Here is a 15,892-nt window from a genome sequence, read left to right on the forward strand (position 1 = left end):
TAGGTGAGGGACACTTAAATGGCGCACGCTAAAAATCACGACTATCATATTCTTCCGCCGTCGATCTGGCCGCTGCTCAGCTCCGTCGGTACCTTCATCATGCTGTTCGGTGCGGTTCTGTGGATGCACGGCGTCACCGCATGGGCTTTCTGGGGCGGCTTTGTCATGGTGCTTTACAGCGCCTATGCCTGGTGGGCCGAAGTTGTGGTAGAGGCCCGTCAGGGCGATCACACCCCGGTTGTCCGCATCGGTCTGCGCTATGGCTTCATCCTCTTCGTGATGTCCGAAGTCATGTTCTTCTTCGCGTGGTTCTGGTCGTTCTTCAAGCACGCCATCTACCCGATGGAGACCTATGTCGGCACCGAATATGTCGCACCGGAGATCTACCCGGTTGACGCATTCCACCTGCCGCTGATCAACACTCTGGTCCTGCTGCTGTCCGGCTGTGCGGTGACCTGGGCGCACCACGCGCTGGTCCACAACAACGACCGCAAGGCGCTGATCCAGGGCCTGGCCATCGGTATCGTTCTGGGCGTGTTCTTCACCTTCCTGCAGGGTTACGAATACTACCACCTGCTGCACGAAGGCTGGCAGTTCGGCGGTGATGAGTTCTACTCGAACTTCTTCATGGCAACCGGCTTCCACGGCTTCCACGTGATCATCGGCACCATCTTCCTGACTGTCTGCCTCATCCGCGCGATGAAGGGTGATTTCACGCCGAAGCAGCACGTCGGTTTCGAAGCGGCAGCTTGGTACTGGCACTTTGTTGACGTGGTGTGGCTGTTCCTCTTCGTGGCGGTCTACATCTGGGGCACCGCGGGCCTGGCCCACTAAGCCTTTTCAAATTGTACGGGGCACAGGTTTTTGGTTCCAAATCCTGACCTGACCCCGTAAGACATGCAGCGCGCGGAGCCATGCTCCGCGCGCTTTCTCATTCGCAAGGACAGCGGTATGCGGCGGTTGATCTTTCTTTCCCTTGTTGGCGGTCTGGGCCTAGCGGCGCTGGTGTCGCTCGGGGTCTGGCAGATCCAGCGACTGGCGTGGAAGGGCGAGCTGCTGCAAACGATCGAGACCCGCATCGCGGCGGCACCGGTTGCCTTGCCCGACGCACCCAGCGAGACCACGGACCGCTATCGTGCCGTCCGTGTAAACGGCGAGATCGAACCGGGTGAACTGCATGTTTTCTGGGTCACCAAAGCGGCGGAGACGGGCTATCGCGTCATCGCCCCCTTCGTGACCGAAGATGGCCGCCGGGTGTTGTTGGACCGTGGTTTTATTCCGTCCGCCGCCAAGGCCGAAGACCGCCCCATCGGTGGTGCCACCGTGACCGGAAACCTCCTGTGGCCGGACGAAGGTGACTGGACCACACCAGAGCCTGATACCGCCGCCAATATCCTCTATGCCCGCGACATTGCCTATATGTCGGACAAGCTGGGCACAGAGCCCGTTCTGATCGTGGCCCGCGACAGCGCAGCGGCCGGGATCACCGCCCAGCCTGTGACAACAGCGGGTATTCAGAACAATCACTTGCAATACGCGATCACCTGGTTTTCGCTGGCCCTGATCTGGGCCGCCATGACCACCTATTTCCTGTGGCGCTCGCGCCCAAAATCCGAAGGCTGAAGCGATGAAATATATCTCGACCCGGGGCCAGGCGCCCGAGCTGACCTTTGAAGAAGCCATGCTGACTGGCCTTGCCCGTGATGGCGGTCTTTATGTGCCGGCAGAAATCCCGACCATGTCCAAGGACGAGATCGCGGCGCTGGCGGGTCTGTCTTACGAAGAGGTCGCGTTTCGTGTGATGCGCCCCTTCATCGGTGATTGCTTCAGCGATGATGAATTCCGCGCCATCATCGGCCGCGCCTACGAAAGCTTTGGCCACGCCGCACGCGCGCCGATGGTGCAGCTGGCGCCCAACCATTTCCTGATGGAGCTGTTCCACGGCCCGACGCTGGCGTTCAAGGATTTCGCCATGCAGCTGATCGGGCAGTTGTTTGAAACCGCGCTGAAACGGCGCGGCGACAGCGTGACCATCGTGGGGGCAACCTCTGGCGATACCGGGTCTGCGGCGATCCAGGCCTTTGGCGGGCTGGAAGCGGTGAATGTGTTCATCCTCTACCCGCACGGGCGCGTCTCCGAGGTGCAGCGCCGCCAGATGACCACGCCGAGCGATGCGAATGTGCACGCCCTGGCCGTCGATGGCGATTTCGATGATTGCCAGGCTGCGCTCAAGGACATGTTCAACGATTTCGACTTCCGCGACGAGGTCAAGCTGGCCGGCGTGAACTCCATCAACTTTGCCCGCGTTCTGGCGCAGGTGGTTTACTACTTCTTCTCTGCGGTCTCCCTCGGCGCGCCAGAGCGCAAGCTGAGCTTTACCGTACCGACCGGCAACTTTGGTGATATCTTTGCGGGCTTTATCGCCAAGCAGATGGGCCTGCCGATTGACAAGCTGGTGGTGGCGACCAATCAGAACGACATTCTGCACCGCTGCCTGAGCGGGCAGGGCTATCACAAGGGCGACACCATCCCGTCGATCTCTCCGTCGATGGACATTCAGGTGTCCTCGAACTTTGAACGCGCGCTTTTCTATGCCTACAATCAGGATGGCGCAGCCGTGGCTCAGCTGATGGAAGAGCTGAAATCCGGTGGTTTCGAGGTCAGCCAGGGTGCCATGCAAGCCCTGCAGGAGCACTATGTCTCCGGCCGCTGCTCGGAAGAGGAAACCTCTGCCACCATCGCATCTGAGTACAAGGCGTCGGGCGAACTGCTGTGTCCGCACAGCGCCATTGGTGTCAAAGTCGCCAACGAACTGCGCGATCCTGCCGTGCCGATGGTCACTCTTGCCACCGCGCATCCGGCGAAATTCCCCGCTGCGGTCGAGGCCGCCAGCGACGTGCATCCGCCTCTTCCCCCGCGCATGGCAGATCTGTATGACAAACCAGAGCGCGTGACGCGGATCGCCAACGATCTTGCCGCGCTTGAAAGCCACATCAGAGAGCAGATCGCGAATTGACAGTCAAACAGCACCAACTCGCCAACGGGTTCCGCGTCGTCACTGAAACCATGCCGGGGCTGCAATCCGCAGCGATCGGCCTGTGGGTGACGGCTGGCGGGCGGCACGAGCGGATCGAACAGAACGGTATTGCCCATTTTCTTGAGCATATGGCGTTCAAAGGCACCAAGCGTCGCAGCGCGCTGGAGATTGCCGAAGCGATCGAGGATGTGGGCGGATATATCAACGCCTACACCAGCCGCGAAGTAACCGCTTATTATGCCCGCGTTCTCAAGGACGACGTGCCGCTGGCGATGGATGTTGTGGCTGATATCGTTCTGAACCCGATTTTCGATCAACGCGAAATCGAGATCGAGCGCGGTGTCATCCTGCAGGAGATCGGTCAGGCGCTGGATACGCCTGATGACGTGATCTTCGACTGGCTGCAGGAAGAGAGCTATCATGACCAGCCCATCGGGCGGACCATTCTTGGCCCGGCGGAGCGGGTGCGTGCATTTGGGCGCGCGGATCTGGAAGGCTTCGTGGCCGAACATTACGGCCCCGGTCAGATGATCCTCGCAGCCTCTGGTGCCGTGGATCACGACGCGATTGTCAAACTGGCCGAAGACCTGTTTGGTCACATGCGCCCGAAACCCCTGTTCGAGGTAGCCCCGGCACGGTTTACCGGTGGTGAGGCCCGGCACGAAAAGGCGCTGGAGCAGGCCCATATCGCGCTGGCTTTCGAAGGGCCGGGATACCGTGACGATGACATCTATACGGCGCAGATCTATTCCAGCGCGCTGGGGGGCGGCATGTCGAGCCGCCTGTTCCAGGAGGTGCGCGAAAAGCGCGGGCTTTGCTACACGATCTTTGCCCAGACCGGCGCCTACGCCGATACCGGCGCGCTGACGCTTTATGCCGGCACCTCTGGCGCGCAGCTGGATCAGCTCGCCCAGATCACCATCGACGAGATGAAGCGCGCGGCAGACGACATGAGCGATGCCGAGGTTGATCGCGCCCGCGCCCAGATGAAGGCGGGGATGTTGATGGGGCTGGAAAGCCCGACCAACCGCGCCGAACGTCTGGCCCGGCTGGTGCAGATCTGGGACAAGGTGCCGCCGCTTGAGGAAACGGTTGCCCGCATCGACGCCGTGACCACCGCTGATGTGCGCGCGATGGCGCAGGCTATGGCACATGAGGCCCCGATGGCGCTGGCGCTTTACGGTCCGGTAGGGGATGCTGCCCGTCTGGAGGCATTGCAGGAGAGGCGCGCCGCCTGATGTTGCTGACCGGTCGCAAGGTACGTATCGAGACCGAGCGCCTGACCCTCAGGCCGCCGATTCATGCGGATTTCCGCGAATGGGCGGCGCTGCGCCAGCACAGCGAGAGCTATCTGACCCCGTGGGAGCCGAGCTGGGCGCCCGATCATCTCAGTCGCAAAAGTTTTACCAACCGTGTCTATTGGGCGCGCCGGGCCGTCAGCTCAGGGTCGGCGCTGCCTATGTTTCTGGTCCGTCGCTCCGATCAGGCGCTTGTGGGTGCGATCACGCTCGACAATATCCGTCGTGGCCCGGCGCAGGCCGGGACGCTCGGCTACTGGACCGGTCTGCCCTATGCGCGCAACGGCTATATGCGAGAGGCCATTGGCGCGATGGTCCACCACGCGTTCACCAAGCTGGACCTCAGCCGCATCGAGGCCGCCTGCCTGCCGGAAAACGCGGCCTCGCGGGGGCTTTTGGAAAGCGCGGGCTTCAAATACGAGGGCGTGGCCCAGTCTTATTTGCAAATCAACGGGCGATGGCGGACCCACGTGCTATATGCATCTCTGCGCCACGACCGGCGGGGCCGGACCCAGGTTGGGCAAGCCTGACAGACTGCCTTGGTTGCTGCCGGTGAACACCGGGGCCGCCCATATTCAAGGCCCCGGAACAAAAGGGATAGCTGACATGACACTGACCCCTGCCGACACCGCATTCCTCGACAAGCTGCGCCTGCAATTGCCAGAGGGCACGCTGCGCGCGCCCGAGCCCCGCTACCTGGAAGAGCCAAGAGGCCGCTACAATGGCCAGGCCGCCGCAATCGCTATGCCGCGCACCACGCAGGAGGTCGCAACCCTTGTGCGCGCCGCCCATGACGCCCGCGTCGCAGTTGTCCCTTACGGTGGCGGCACCGGTCTTGTCGGCGGTCAGATCATGGAAGCGGATGGCCCGCTTCCGCTGGTGATTTCGCTGGAACGGATGACTGCCCTGCGCGGGATCTACCCCCAGGAAAACGTGATGACCGTCGAGGCCGGCATGGTCCTTGCTGATGTGCAAGCCGCCGCACAAGAGGCGGGGCGTTTGTTCCCGCTGTCGCTCGCTGCCGAAGGAACGGCACGGATCGGCGGAACCCTCGCCACCAATGCTGGCGGTGTGAATGTGCTGCGCTACGGCAATGCGCGGGATCTGTGTCTGGGTCTTGAGGCGGTGCTGCCCAATGGTGAGATCTGGCATGGCCTCAGCCGCTTGCGCAAGGACAACACCGGTTACGATCTGCGCAACCTGCTGATCGGGGCCGAGGGCACGCTGGGCATCATTACCGCTGCCGCGCTGAAACTCTCTGCGATCCCGGCAGAGCAGGGCACCGCGATCCTCTCCGTTAGCTCACCTGCGGCGGCAATTGATCTGCTGGCACTGGCCCGCGACCAGCTGGGCGAGACAATCAGCGCCTTTGAACTGATCCACCGACAGGGGCTTGCCTTTCTGCGCGAAACGCTGCCGGATCTGCGGCTTCCGTTTGATGATCTGCCGGAATGGTGCGTGCTGGTGGATCTGGGCCTGCCCAAGGGGCGCGCGCCGCAGGATGAGCTGGCAGCGCTGTTTGAAGGTGCCTATGAGGCCGGGCTGAGCGATGATGGGGTGATCGCCCAATCCGAGGCCCAGCGAGAGGCCCTGTGGGCGGTCCGCGAACACATCCCAGAGGCCAATCGCCGGATTGGCTCTGTGTCCAGTCATGATATCTCGATCCCGATCTCCCGAATTCCGGAATTCATCGTCGAAGGGGGCAAGCGGATCGCGGCGCTTGGCGATCTGCGGATCAATTGCTTTGGGCATCTTGGAGATGGCAATCTGCACTACAACGTCTTTCCCGCGCAGGGCAAAGACCGCAGCGCCTACGAGCATCTGCGCAGCGACGTGAAACGCACCGTTCACGATCTCACTCATGAAATGCAGGGGTCCGTCAGTGCGGAACACGGCGTCGGTCGGCTCAAGGTCGGGGATCTGGAGCGCTACGGCGATCCGGTCAAACTGGCCGCGATGCAGGCGATCAAACAGGCGCTGGACCCACACGGCATCATGAACCCCGGCGCAGTTGTGCCCGCTGGACGCTGAGCCGCCGCAATACGGCTCAGGCCATCTGCGCGTTGCGTCTGGCAGGGCGGCTGCGCATCAAAAGCAGGACCATGATGATGATGTTGATCCCGTTCCACAGGATCCCGTTCACAAAGGCCAGCTGATAAGAGCCGCTGACGTCATAGATCCAGCCGGACATCCAGCCCCCCAGCGCCATGCCGACAATCGTCATCATCATGACGAAACCCACCCGCGCCCCGGCCTCATGCGGCGGCATATACTCGCGCACCACCAGCGCATAGCTCGGCACAATGCCCCCTTGGGCCAGTCCAAAGACCGCGCTGACAAGATACAGCGAGACCATCCCGTCATAGGGCAGGTACAGGAACAGCGCGATACACTGAAGGATAGAGCCAACCAGCAGGGTCTTTACCCCCCCAAAGCGGTCGGCCACCAAGCCCGAGATAATCCGGCTGACCACCCCGCCAAGCAGCATGAGAGACAGCATCTCTGCCCCGACCGCGGGCCCGTATCCCAGCCCGACGCAGTAGGCGACGATATGCACCTGTGGCATTGCCATCGCAATACAGCAGCCGATCCCCGCAAGGCCCAGCACCCATTGCAGCTGGCGCGCCGACAGCCCGGAGCGCGCGGCATTCCCGGCCGAGGCGGCCGCGCTGGCGCTTTGCTCTGCCGCAGACACCCGCCGCCGCAGGATCAGCGACAACGGAATGACCGTGACCAGCGTCACCAGCGCCAAGGTTGCATAGACGCTGCGCCAGCCGCTGTCGGCCAGCATATCTGCCAGCGCGGTCGGCCAGATGGCCCCGGACAGATAGTTGCCGCTTGCGACCAGGGCGACGGCAATGCCGCGCCTGCGCTGAAACCAATGAGAGATATCCGCAATCAGCGGACCAAACCCCGCCGCCGTGCCCAGCCCCAACAAAAGATGCGCTGCCGACAGCCAGACCATATTCGGCGCCAGCATCGCCAGCCCATAGCTGGCAGCGCTCAGCAGTGCGGCGGCAATCAAGGCTATGGTAATCCCAAAACGGTCGACCAGCCGACCGATCAGCAGATTGCCAAGGGCAAAGCCCACCATGGTGAGCGTATAGGGCATGGATGCGGTGGCGCGATCGGCCTGAAACTCGGCCTCGAGCGCGGGCATCACCACAATGACAGCCCACATGCCGACATTGGCCACCGTGGCGATGGCAAGTGTGACCGCAAGGCGGGTCCAGGCATAGCTGCTGTCAAGGCGATGGGCGAGTTGCATGTCGGCACGCTAGGCGCAGGGCCGACATGCTGCAACGATAATCTGGCGCAACCAGGAGGGGAAATTCGCAATCCGCCGGATTACCTTTGCAATCTATATCGGCAGCGGCGTGTAGGGCACCGCTGCCGACGCCGACAGACCTGACAACTGGTTGAGAAAAATATGGAAAAATCCAACCACTACATCAGGTGTCGTCAGGCTGCTGCCCCCGGGCGAAGGCAGCAGCTCTGTCTTGTGTTAGGGCATGATGACCTTGTCGATCACGTGGATCACACCGTTGTCTGCTTCGATATCGGCGGTCACGACGGTGGCTTCGTCAACCATCACGCCATTATCCAGATCGATCGTGATCTCACCACCTTGGACAGTGGCTGCCTTCATATCGTCGCTGAGGTCGGTGGACATGACCTTACCCGGCACGACGTGGTAGGTCAGGATTGCGACCAGCTGGTCTTTGTTTTCGGGCTTCAGCAGGGTCTCGACGGTGCCCTCGGGCAGCGCAGCAAAGGCGGCGTCGGTCGGGGCAAATACGGTGAACGGGCCATCGCCCTTCAGAGTGTCAACGAGCCCTGCTGCCTCGACAGCTGCAACCAGCGTGGTGAAATCACCCGCGCCGACGGCGGTGTCGACGATGTCCTTGGCATGGCCACCTGCAAATGCGGCGGTGGAGAAGGCCACGGTGGCTACGGCGCTCAGTACGGTCTTGCGGATCATATGTTCATTCCTCTGTCGCTGTGATGTTGCCCAATCAGGCAATGTCGGGGTTACGCAGAGGGATGCAGTTTGGATCTGGCGGGTTTTCGCCAGTCGGCAATTGACGAAAAAGGCGCGCGACCTAAGCCGCGCGCCCTTGGAAAATCCACTCACATTTATGTGATAAATACGCTGTCTCTTTCCGTGATCCGGGTCAGAAAAACACGGATCCAGGCAGCTTAGGCGCCTTCGAATTCACACAGAACGGTGACGTCCATCCCCAGATCTTCGAGCACCTTGCGGCCACCAAGTTCCGGCAAGTCGATGATGAAGGCGCAGGACACGATCTCGCCGCCCAGACGTTCGATCAGCTTGATCCCCGCCGCAGCGGTGCCGCCGGTCGCCAGAAGATCATCCACCACCAGAACCTTTTCACCGGGCTGGATCGCGTCGTCATGGATCTCCATGATCGCCTCGCCGTACTCCAGCTTGTATTCCTGGCTGATGGTGGTGCCGGGCAGCTTGCCCTTTTTGCGGATCGGCACAAAGCCGACGCTCAGCTGGTGGGCAATGGCGCCGCCGAGGATGAAACCACGTGCCTCAAGCCCCACAACCTTGTCGATCTGCTCGCCCGCATAGGGGTGCAGCATCTGGTCGATCGCCATGCGAAAGCCGCGCGGATCGGCAAACAGGGTGGTGACATCGCGGAACATGATGCCTTCGTGGGGGAAATCCACAATGGTGCGGATGTAGTCTTTGACAGCGGTTTTGCGGGCCATTGTGGCCTCCCTCGTCTAGGTCGTCACTAAGGCCGACCACAGGCGGGCCGGATATGCCCGCCGCCAGAGTTGGCGCGCGGGGCCGGTGGTTTGTGGCCCAAGGCGGGCGCGCAGGCAAGGGCAGGCAATGCCCTTGTCCGTGGTCTTTTGGGGTTGTGACCTTTCAGAACCAATCCGCACCGGGGGCAGGGCCCCTACGGGCGGTGTCCCAGGTCAGCCCAGGAGGCGCCCCGCAACCGCATCCAGTTTGGCCAGAAGAGCGGGGTCGCGTTTTTCAGGCGCGGTCATGATCGCGTATTCCAGCGCCTTGTCGCAGCCATGCGGGCAATCCGCACGGGTCTGCCCCAACAGCGCAGGCAGGCGGCGCACCAACTCGCGCCCATTGGCGGAATTGCCCTGCAGGGTGGCGATGATATCGGTGATCTCCACCGCGCCATGTTCCGGATGCCAGCTGTCATAGTCGGTGACCATCGCGATGGAGGCGTAGCACAGCTCTGCCTCGCGGGCGAGTTTGGCCTCTGGCATGTTGGTCATGCCGATCACGTCACAGCCCCAGCTGCGGTACATCTTGCTTTCCGCCATTGATGAAAACTGCGGCCCCTCCATGCAGAGATAGGTACCGCCGCGATGCACATTGATGCCTGCATCGCGCGCCGCGGTCTCTGCTGCATCGGACAGCCGTTCGCAGGTGGGGTGCGCCACGCTGACATGAGCCACGCAGCCGGTGCCAAAAAAGCTCTTATCGCGGGCAAATGTCCGGTCGATGAACTGGTCGACAACCACGAAATCCCCCGGCGCCATTTCCTCGCGGAAGGAGCCACAGGCAGAAATCGAAAACACATCGGTGACGCCCAGACGCTTTAGCGCGTCGATATTGGCGCGATAGGGAACTTCGGTCGGGGAATGCACATGGCCGCGCCCGTGACGGGGCAGAAAGGCCATCTTCACGCCGTCCAGCGTGCCGGTCAGGATCTGATCCGAAGGCGCCCCCCAGGGTGTCTCGACCGAGACCCACTCGGCATTCTGCAAACCGTCGATTTCATAAAGACCCGAGCCGCCGATCACGGCGATCATGGTGTCGCGAGAGGTTGAAGTGGTCACGCGCTGCCCTCCTGGTGATGCTGGTCCGGTTGTGCCGATGATTGGCGCAGTTGGCAAGCACAGAGCCAAGGGAGGAGAGATGAGGACAGGTTGGGATGCCTTAGGCGAGAGTATTTGGGGAAAGATGACAGGCGGGGCTCACTCGCGCCGGATGATCCCGGTCAAAGCCGCTGCGCCAAGGGCGGTGACAATCCAGCCAAAGAGCGTGAAGCCCCAGCGCGCCCACCAGAGATGCCAGCCACATGGCCCGCGCGTCGTGGAGGGGGCCCAGGCATCGGTCTGGCCTAGGTCAATGATGGGGACGACAAGATCTGCGGCATAAGCGTAGCGATTGAAGCTTTCCCAGTCGCGGCCAATGGTGGAGGTCAGGCTCCAATCTTTGGCGGGGTTGGGATGAGGCGGATAGCTATGATCTGCGCTGTATGTCGCCCAGCTTTCTGATTGTAGCGCAACTGCCGAATTGGGGGCAAAGCTGCCTTCCTCCCAGGCGAAGTGGGCGACGGTGGTGGCGAGAAGCCACAGGAGCACCAAGGCGATCAAGCTGTTTCCGGGGCGAAAGCCATGGCCCGTCAGGAGCAGGGAGAGGCTGTGCCAAATCCAAAGGCGGGGCGTTGTTGCCATGGCCCACAGGCGCTGGGCGCGATTTTTGGCGTTCGCAATGCGCTCTTTGCGGGCGTGGTGTCGCAGCTTTTTTCCGAGTGCGACCCGGACTTTGGTTGCTTCCTCCTCATGTCCCATTTCGTACAACACCTTTGCGAGTTGTTTGTAGGGTTGGGGGAAGAATTCTCGTTCAGTTGGCGTTAGACTTTCGCCTTGTTCGAGCCATATCAGCCGCGTCTTGGCGTCGGTTGCTCCTTGAATTCTTGAATAGGTGAAGCCGTCTAGGTCGAGCTTTGGTGTGTTTCTGTGTCTGTCGCTAGCGGCGAGGTTTGTTCCACAGTCGCAGAATGTCGTGGCGCTGAGGTTCGTCAATTTTACATTGCCGGCACAGTCAGTGATGTCGGCAAAGTAAAATGTCTTACCGATAGTCGCATCAGTCAGATCGAGTGCGATGTGCGCAGAGCTGTCGTTTGCTGACTTGCTGACGTTGCATTGCGCGTGAGCTGCAGCACCGCAAAAAGAGGCGCACTGGAAATTGAGCTCACCGCCTACTTTCAGATTGTTCATCATAACCGCGCCGAGAAAATGGGTTTCACGTAGAAGAGCCCCATCACGGATCTTTCGTCTTGCAGGTTCAGGGTAAACGGTTCAGTTTGATCGGGCTCAACGGGAACTGGTTCTTTGGTGAACCCAAAAGAGCTGCCATCTGCATTTAGTTGCCCGCCAAGCTCTGCTCCGGACGCTTGAAAATACGGGATGCGGCAGTGGGTCAGCTGTAGGTCTTGCGTCCATCGGGTGCTCGTGGCTTTGAAACCGCATTCAAAAACGCAGTTGTGGGCATGGAAGCTGGGCAACTCAGCCTGATGCGACAGGTCAAGCGGCCCACTGATAAAACAACTCTCGATGCGAAGGGTCTGGAGATCACTCGGATCAAACCTGAAGTTTAACAAAATGGTTTTGAGAACGGTGGCACGAATATGTCTATCACCGTATTCGCCAGCGATGACTTCGGACCATGTTATATAGGGCAGTTTAGATTCGCCGGGATTCGAAACGAGATCTTCAGCGCGTCTCAAACGCTCGATTAACGCCCTCTCCGCCTTGGTGGCAGTTGGCTCAATCTCGTCCCAGCTCTTAAACCGCGGCATGTCAAATCCATTGGGTGCAATGACGCGACAGTTTCGTGAAAACACCGGCAAGTCAAGGTGGGGCGAGCTGCAATCCCTTAACAACCGTTTAAGTTTAATGTCAGCAGCGCTGCCGCAATGTTTCGCGTGCGAAACATTCGGACAGGAGGGCTGACCCATCGGGGCAGAGCCCCCACGGGCAAGCCATGCAAAGGGCCGCGCCCTTGCCCCAATGGCGGTTTTCCGCTAGGGGCGGCGCTAACATGACCCTTTCCCGATCACAGGTGACCCCATGACCCGCGGCATAATGGCGACGCTCGCCAAACAGATTTCACCGCCCAATCTCTCCATCATGCAGGATGAGGGCTTTACCGTCTCTCGCGTGCGCACCGAATTGCTGTCCGGCCTGACCGTGGCGCTGGCGCTGGTGCCCGAAGCGGTGGCCTTTGCCTTTGTGGCGGGTGTGCACCCGTTGGTGGGGCTTTATGCGGCCTTTCTCGTCGGGCTCATCACGGCGCTGATCGGGGGGCGTCCGGGCATGATTTCGGGCGCGACCGGTGCGCTCGCGGTGGTCATGGTGGCGCTGGTGGCCCAGCACGGGGTGGAGTATCTCTTTGCCACGGTGGTTCTGATGGGGATCCTGCAGGTCATTGCGGGTGTCATGCACTGGGGCAAGTTCATCCGGCTGGTGCCGCATCCGGTCATGCTGGGGTTTGTGAACGGCCTGGCGATCGTGATCTTTCTTGCCCAGCTCACCCAGTTCAAGGATCCCGCCAACCCCGGTGCCTGGCTCGCGGGGACGCAGCTGTACATGATGCTGGGGCTTGTGGGTCTGACCATGCTGATCATCTGGGGCATGCCCAAGATCACCTCTGTCATTCCCGCGCCGCTGGCGGGCATCGGGGTTGTGGCCGGTCTGGTCATTGCCTTCGGGATCAACGTGCCCACCGTGGGCGACATGGCGTCGATCAAGGGCGGGCTGCCGAGCTTTCACAATCCGTTTGGCACGGGTGAGGGCCTGTATGGCACGCCTCTGGCGCCTTTGACCTTTGAGACCCTGCAGATCATCCTGCCCTATGCGGTGATCCTGGCAGCGATTGGCCTGATCGAGAGCCTCTTGACCCTGAACCTTGTGGGGGAAATCACCGGCAAGCGCGGCGGCGCAAGCCAGGAATGCATCGCGCAGGGCACCTCCAACATCGTGACCGGCTTTTTCGCAGGCATGGGGGGCTGTGCGATGATCGGTCAGTCCATGATCAACGTGAAATCCGGCGGCCGGACGCGGATCGCGGGCATCACGGCGGCGCTGTTCCTGCTGTTGTTCATCGTTGTGGCCTCGCCGCTGATCGAGCAGATCCCGCTGGCCGCACTGGTTGGGGTGATGTTCATGGTCGTGATCGGCACCTTTGCCTGGAACAGCTTTAAGGTGATGACCAAAGTGCCCGCGATGGATGCGTTTGTCATCGTGTTGGTGACGGTGGTGACGGTGATGACCGACCTCGCGATTGCGGTTGTGGTGGGCGTCATCGTGTCGGCGCTGGCCTATGCCTGGAACAACGCGCACCGCATTCACGCCTATACCCGCGAATCCGAAAGCGACAAGGGGGCCAAGGTCTATGAGATCGAAGGCCCGCTGTTCTTTGGCTCCACCGACGGCTTTATCGAGCTGTTCGATGTGGCTGGTGATCCGGACCGTGTGATCGTCGATTTTGCCCGCAGCCGCGTGGTGGATCAGTCGGCGCTGCAGGCGATCGAGGCGGTGGCCGGCAAATACGAGGCCGAAGGCAAATCCATCGTCCTGCGCCACCTGAGCCGCGACTGCCATCAGTTGCTGACCAAGGCCGGGCACCTGATGGTCGACAGCGACGATGACCCGGATTACCAGGTGGCGACCGATTATTCGGTGCGAACCGGTGTTCTTGGCAGTCACTGAGCCTGCGAAACATGAAACAAAAAAGCCCGCAGGTGTCTGACCTGCGGGCTTTTGTTTTTGGGCCGGGGATCACATCAGTCGGGGGCGAGCCCTTCGAGCATGTCAAGATCACCTGACAGGATCGCAGGCTCTGCCCGCGCGATCAGCTCGGCCGGCCAATCCCACCATTTCAGGCTCAGCAGTCGCGCGATATGCGGCTTGGGAAAGCGGTGGCGGATCACGCTCGCGGGGTTGCCGGTCACGATGGCATAGGGCGGGACGCTGCCGCGCACCACGGCCCCTGCACCGATGATGGCACCGTCACCAATACGGGCCCCGGGCAGGATCATCGCGCCATAGCCGATCCAGACGTCATTGCCGATCACCGTGTCGCGGGTGTCGGGCTGAAACCCGGCCATCTGGCTGGGATCAAAGACCGGGAAGGGATAACAGCTCAGCCCGTCCTGGGCGTGGTTGGCCGAGGCAGTGATGATGCGCACGCTGTCGGCGATCTGGCAGAACCGGCCAATCACCACCCGTTCCCGGGCACCGGGAAACAGGTAGGGCGCCAGCCGGTTGGCCCAATCCTGAGGCGGATCAAAGGCCGAGGCATAGCTATAGGCCCCGACGCTGAAATTGGGGTGTGATATCGCCTCGGACAGCAGGACAGTGCCTGCATGGGGTGTCCCGTCAGGCAGGATGATGGGATGTCGCTGTTTGGGATCAGGTAGGGGCATGGGGGTATCATTCTCCTGGGCGCGAGAGCGAGAACAGCTCTGTCACCACGGAATAGTCGCGATAGCCAAGACGGGCGAGCGGCTGGAAGGTCGTGACATCAAAGATACCGTCCCGCAGGCAGGCGTCATCGATGTGGACACCGACCACTTCGCCAAAGACCACCTTGTTGGCTGCGCCCGGCAGGGTCACGATCTGGGTCAGCCGGCATTCCAGCGCTGCGGGGGCGGCAGCGACGCGGGCACAGTCGATGGTTTCGCAGGCTGTCGTCTCAAGTCCAGCGGTGGTGAATTCATCCACCTCTTTGCCAAGCGCCGCAGAAGACGCGTTCATCGCATCCCGCAGAGCGTAGGAAACCACGTTCACGCAGAACACGCCGGTTTCCGCGATGTTGGCCACCGAATCCTTGGTCCCGTTCTGGTCGTCCTTGGCGCTGGTTGATGCAAACATGACCTGCGGTGGCTCGTAGGCGACTGCATTGAAAAAAGAATACGGCGCGAGATTGTTGGTCCCATCTGCCGCACGGGTGGAAATCCAGCCAATGGGGCGGGGGGTCACGATGGCATTGAACGGGTTATGGGGCAGGCCGTGGCCGTTCTCGGGGCGATAGAACATGCGGTGTCTCCTCAATGCGGGCGGGGCAATCGGCATCCCCGGATTTCTGCAGGGTTTGCCCAAGGCTTACGTGCGTGTTAGGCGGATGACCAGCCTGCGTGACCGCTTTTGACTGTGCTGTGCCTTTGGGGTGCCGTGCACCAGGGCAGGGACCGGGGTGAAACAGGCACAGACGGCGTGGAGGCAGGAGCGGCGTGATCGAATTGAAGGCAGAACAGCCGCAGGACCGCTGGGAGGTTGAGGCGCTTTATGATCTGTGTTTTGCGCCGGGGCGGGAGGCGTTGTCCTCTTATCGTCTGCGCGACGGGGTGCCTGCGGTTCTGGGTCTTAGTCAGGTTGCGCGTGACGAGGCGGGCATCCTTGCGGGGGCCATCCGCTTTTGGCCTGTTCATATCGCCGCCGATCCGGACGACCCAGACAGCAGCAGGCAGCCTGCACTGTTGTTGGGGCCGGTCGCCGTTCACCCCACCCACCAGGGCGAGGGGCTGGGCGGGGCGCTGATCCGCGACAGCCTTGCCAAGGCCAGTGAAAGCGGCTGGAGCCGGGTTCTTCTGGTGGGGGATGCGCCTTACTATGTCCGTTTTGGCTTTGCCGGGTTGACCGGCGTGCACATGCCGCCGCCAACCAACCCGGACCGGGTGCTGGGGCTGGAGCTGATCGAGGGCGCATGGGACGGCGTCGCAGGCCATGTGATCCGCTGGAGCGGCCCTGTAACAGCCTCTTAGAC

At 61.5% G+C, this 15,892-nt stretch carries 16 protein-coding genes; 8 read left to right on the top strand and 8 right to left on the bottom strand.

Translation table 11 applies throughout. The annotated features are described in order from the left end of the window. Positions 1 to 18: 18 nt before the first annotated feature. From NIT7645_RS13275 to NIT7645_RS13300, 6 genes are all read left to right on the top strand, one after another. Positions 19 to 834, top strand: a complete 816-nt coding sequence (locus tag NIT7645_RS13275; RefSeq protein ID WP_008559790.1) for a cytochrome c oxidase subunit 3 — start codon at positions 19 to 21, stop codon at positions 832 to 834. Positions 835 to 951: 117 nt separating this feature from the next. After that, the gene (locus NIT7645_RS13280; RefSeq protein ID WP_008560400.1) at positions 952 to 1,623 is read left to right on the top strand and encodes an SURF1 family protein; all 672 of its coding nucleotides are present in this window, start codon (positions 952 to 954) and stop codon (positions 1,621 to 1,623) included. Positions 1,624 to 1,627: 4 nt separating this feature from the next. Next, a complete protein-coding gene (gene thrC / locus NIT7645_RS13285; protein ID WP_008562237.1) occupies positions 1,628 to 3,016 on the top strand; it encodes a threonine synthase in 1,389 nt (462 codons plus the stop codon). Next, entirely contained in the window at positions 3,013 to 4,275 is a 1,263-nt protein-coding gene (locus NIT7645_RS13290) for a M16 family metallopeptidase (protein ID WP_046210740.1), read from the top strand. The genes thrC and NIT7645_RS13290 overlap by 4 nt, the downstream gene beginning before the upstream one ends. Continuing rightward, complete coding sequence (locus NIT7645_RS13295; RefSeq protein WP_008562154.1) at positions 4,275 to 4,865, top strand: GNAT family N-acetyltransferase; 591 nt, start codon at positions 4,275 to 4,277, stop codon at positions 4,863 to 4,865. Before NIT7645_RS13290 ends, NIT7645_RS13295 begins: the two co-directional genes overlap by 1 nt. A gap of 76 nt (positions 4,866 to 4,941) precedes the next feature. Next, positions 4,942 to 6,366, top strand: coding sequence for an FAD-binding oxidoreductase (locus NIT7645_RS13300; RefSeq protein ID WP_008561107.1), 1,425 nt, complete (start codon positions 4,942 to 4,944; stop codon positions 6,364 to 6,366). Between the two features lie 16 nt (positions 6,367 to 6,382). Here the strand turns inward: NIT7645_RS13300 and NIT7645_RS13305 are convergent, their stop codons facing one another. The 6 genes from NIT7645_RS13305 to NIT7645_RS13330 form a co-directional block, all read right to left on the bottom strand. Next, positions 6,383 to 7,603, bottom strand: coding sequence for an MFS transporter (locus tag NIT7645_RS13305; RefSeq protein ID WP_008559648.1), 1,221 nt, complete (start codon positions 7,601 to 7,603; stop codon positions 6,383 to 6,385). 237 nt (positions 7,604 to 7,840) lie between these two features. Beyond that, positions 7,841 to 8,317 carry a fasciclin domain-containing protein gene (locus NIT7645_RS13310; protein WP_008560065.1) on the bottom strand — a complete coding sequence of 159 codons (477 nt, stop codon included), beginning with the start codon at positions 8,315 to 8,317 and terminating at the stop codon, positions 7,841 to 7,843. Positions 8,318 to 8,535: 218 nt separating this feature from the next. Beyond that, positions 8,536 to 9,075 (bottom strand): adenine phosphoribosyltransferase, encoded by a 540-nt coding sequence (locus tag NIT7645_RS13315; protein WP_008563170.1) that lies wholly within the window; start codon positions 9,073 to 9,075, stop codon positions 8,536 to 8,538. A 213-nt stretch (positions 9,076 to 9,288) separates the two neighbouring features. Next, on the bottom strand, positions 9,289 to 10,149 hold the full coding sequence (locus NIT7645_RS13320) for an S-methyl-5'-thioadenosine phosphorylase (RefSeq protein ID WP_037302545.1): 861 nt from the start codon (positions 10,147 to 10,149) through the stop codon (positions 9,289 to 9,291). Positions 10,150 to 10,314: 165 nt separating this feature from the next. After that, a complete protein-coding gene (locus tag NIT7645_RS13325; protein ID WP_050687246.1) occupies positions 10,315 to 11,346 on the bottom strand; it encodes a hypothetical protein in 1,032 nt (343 codons plus the stop codon). Further along, positions 11,343 to 11,924, bottom strand: coding sequence for a hypothetical protein (locus tag NIT7645_RS13330; protein ID WP_050687248.1), 582 nt, complete (start codon positions 11,922 to 11,924; stop codon positions 11,343 to 11,345). Before NIT7645_RS13330 ends, NIT7645_RS13325 begins: the two co-directional genes overlap by 4 nt. Positions 11,925 to 12,195: 271 nt before the next feature. Between NIT7645_RS13330 and NIT7645_RS13335 the strand changes: the two genes are divergently transcribed. Further along, positions 12,196 to 13,836, top strand: a complete 1,641-nt coding sequence (locus NIT7645_RS13335; RefSeq protein ID WP_050687250.1) for a SulP family inorganic anion transporter — start codon at positions 12,196 to 12,198, stop codon at positions 13,834 to 13,836. A gap of 74 nt (positions 13,837 to 13,910) precedes the next feature. Here NIT7645_RS13335 and NIT7645_RS13340 read toward each other — a convergent pair whose 3' ends face one another. Together NIT7645_RS13340 and NIT7645_RS13345 are read right to left on the bottom strand one after the other, a co-directional pair. Beyond that, entirely contained in the window at positions 13,911 to 14,552 is a 642-nt protein-coding gene (locus NIT7645_RS13340; protein WP_008560981.1) for a CatB-related O-acetyltransferase, read from the bottom strand. 7 nt (positions 14,553 to 14,559) lie between these two features. Continuing rightward, positions 14,560 to 15,165 (bottom strand): flavin reductase family protein, encoded by a 606-nt coding sequence (locus NIT7645_RS13345; RefSeq protein WP_008561682.1) that lies wholly within the window; start codon positions 15,163 to 15,165, stop codon positions 14,560 to 14,562. Positions 15,166 to 15,359: 194 nt separating this feature from the next. Here NIT7645_RS13345 and NIT7645_RS13350 point away from each other — a divergent pair, with 194 nt between their 5' ends. Next, positions 15,360 to 15,890 carry a GNAT family N-acetyltransferase gene (locus NIT7645_RS13350; protein ID WP_008559366.1) on the top strand — a complete coding sequence of 177 codons (531 nt, stop codon included), beginning with the start codon at positions 15,360 to 15,362 and terminating at the stop codon, positions 15,888 to 15,890. Positions 15,891 to 15,892 lie beyond the last annotated feature (2 nt).

The organism is Phaeobacter italicus (assembly GCF_001258055.1).
Lineage (GTDB): Bacteria > Pseudomonadota > Alphaproteobacteria > Rhodobacterales > Rhodobacteraceae > Phaeobacter > Phaeobacter italicus.

What these genes read in the sequence shown, in the direction of transcription:
- NIT7645_RS13275 (WP_008559790.1), top strand. Translation starts at nt 19, where the DNA reads ATGGCGCACGCTAAAAATCACGACTATCATATTCTTCCGCCGTCGATC.
- NIT7645_RS13280 (WP_008560400.1), top strand. Translation starts at nt 952, where the DNA reads ATGCGGCGGTTGATCTTTCTTTCCCTTGTTGGCGGTCTGGGCCTAGCG.
- thrC (WP_008562237.1), top strand. Translation starts at nt 1,628, where the DNA reads ATGAAATATATCTCGACCCGGGGCCAGGCGCCCGAGCTGACCTTTGAA.
- NIT7645_RS13295 (WP_008562154.1), top strand. Translation starts at nt 4,275, where the DNA reads ATGTTGCTGACCGGTCGCAAGGTACGTATCGAGACCGAGCGCCTGACC.
- NIT7645_RS13300 (WP_008561107.1), top strand. Translation starts at nt 4,942, where the DNA reads ATGACACTGACCCCTGCCGACACCGCATTCCTCGACAAGCTGCGCCTG.
- NIT7645_RS13305 (WP_008559648.1), bottom strand. Translation starts at nt 7,603, where the DNA reads ATGCAACTCGCCCATCGCCTTGACAGCAGCTATGCCTGGACCCGCCTT.
- NIT7645_RS13310 (WP_008560065.1), bottom strand. Translation starts at nt 8,317, where the DNA reads ATGATCCGCAAGACCGTACTGAGCGCCGTAGCCACCGTGGCCTTCTCC.
- NIT7645_RS13315 (WP_008563170.1), bottom strand. Translation starts at nt 9,075, where the DNA reads ATGGCCCGCAAAACCGCTGTCAAAGACTACATCCGCACCATTGTGGAT.
- NIT7645_RS13320 (WP_037302545.1), bottom strand. Translation starts at nt 10,149, where the DNA reads ATGATCGCCGTGATCGGCGGCTCGGGTCTTTATGAAATCGACGGTTTG.
- NIT7645_RS13325 (WP_050687246.1), bottom strand. Translation starts at nt 11,346, where the DNA reads ATGATGAACAATCTGAAAGTAGGCGGTGAGCTCAATTTCCAGTGCGCC.
- NIT7645_RS13330 (WP_050687248.1), bottom strand. Translation starts at nt 11,924, where the DNA reads ATGCCGCGGTTTAAGAGCTGGGACGAGATTGAGCCAACTGCCACCAAG.
- NIT7645_RS13335 (WP_050687250.1), top strand. Translation starts at nt 12,196, where the DNA reads ATGACCCGCGGCATAATGGCGACGCTCGCCAAACAGATTTCACCGCCC.
- NIT7645_RS13340 (WP_008560981.1), bottom strand. Translation starts at nt 14,552, where the DNA reads ATGCCCCTACCTGATCCCAAACAGCGACATCCCATCATCCTGCCTGAC.
- NIT7645_RS13345 (WP_008561682.1), bottom strand. Translation starts at nt 15,165, where the DNA reads ATGTTCTATCGCCCCGAGAACGGCCACGGCCTGCCCCATAACCCGTTC.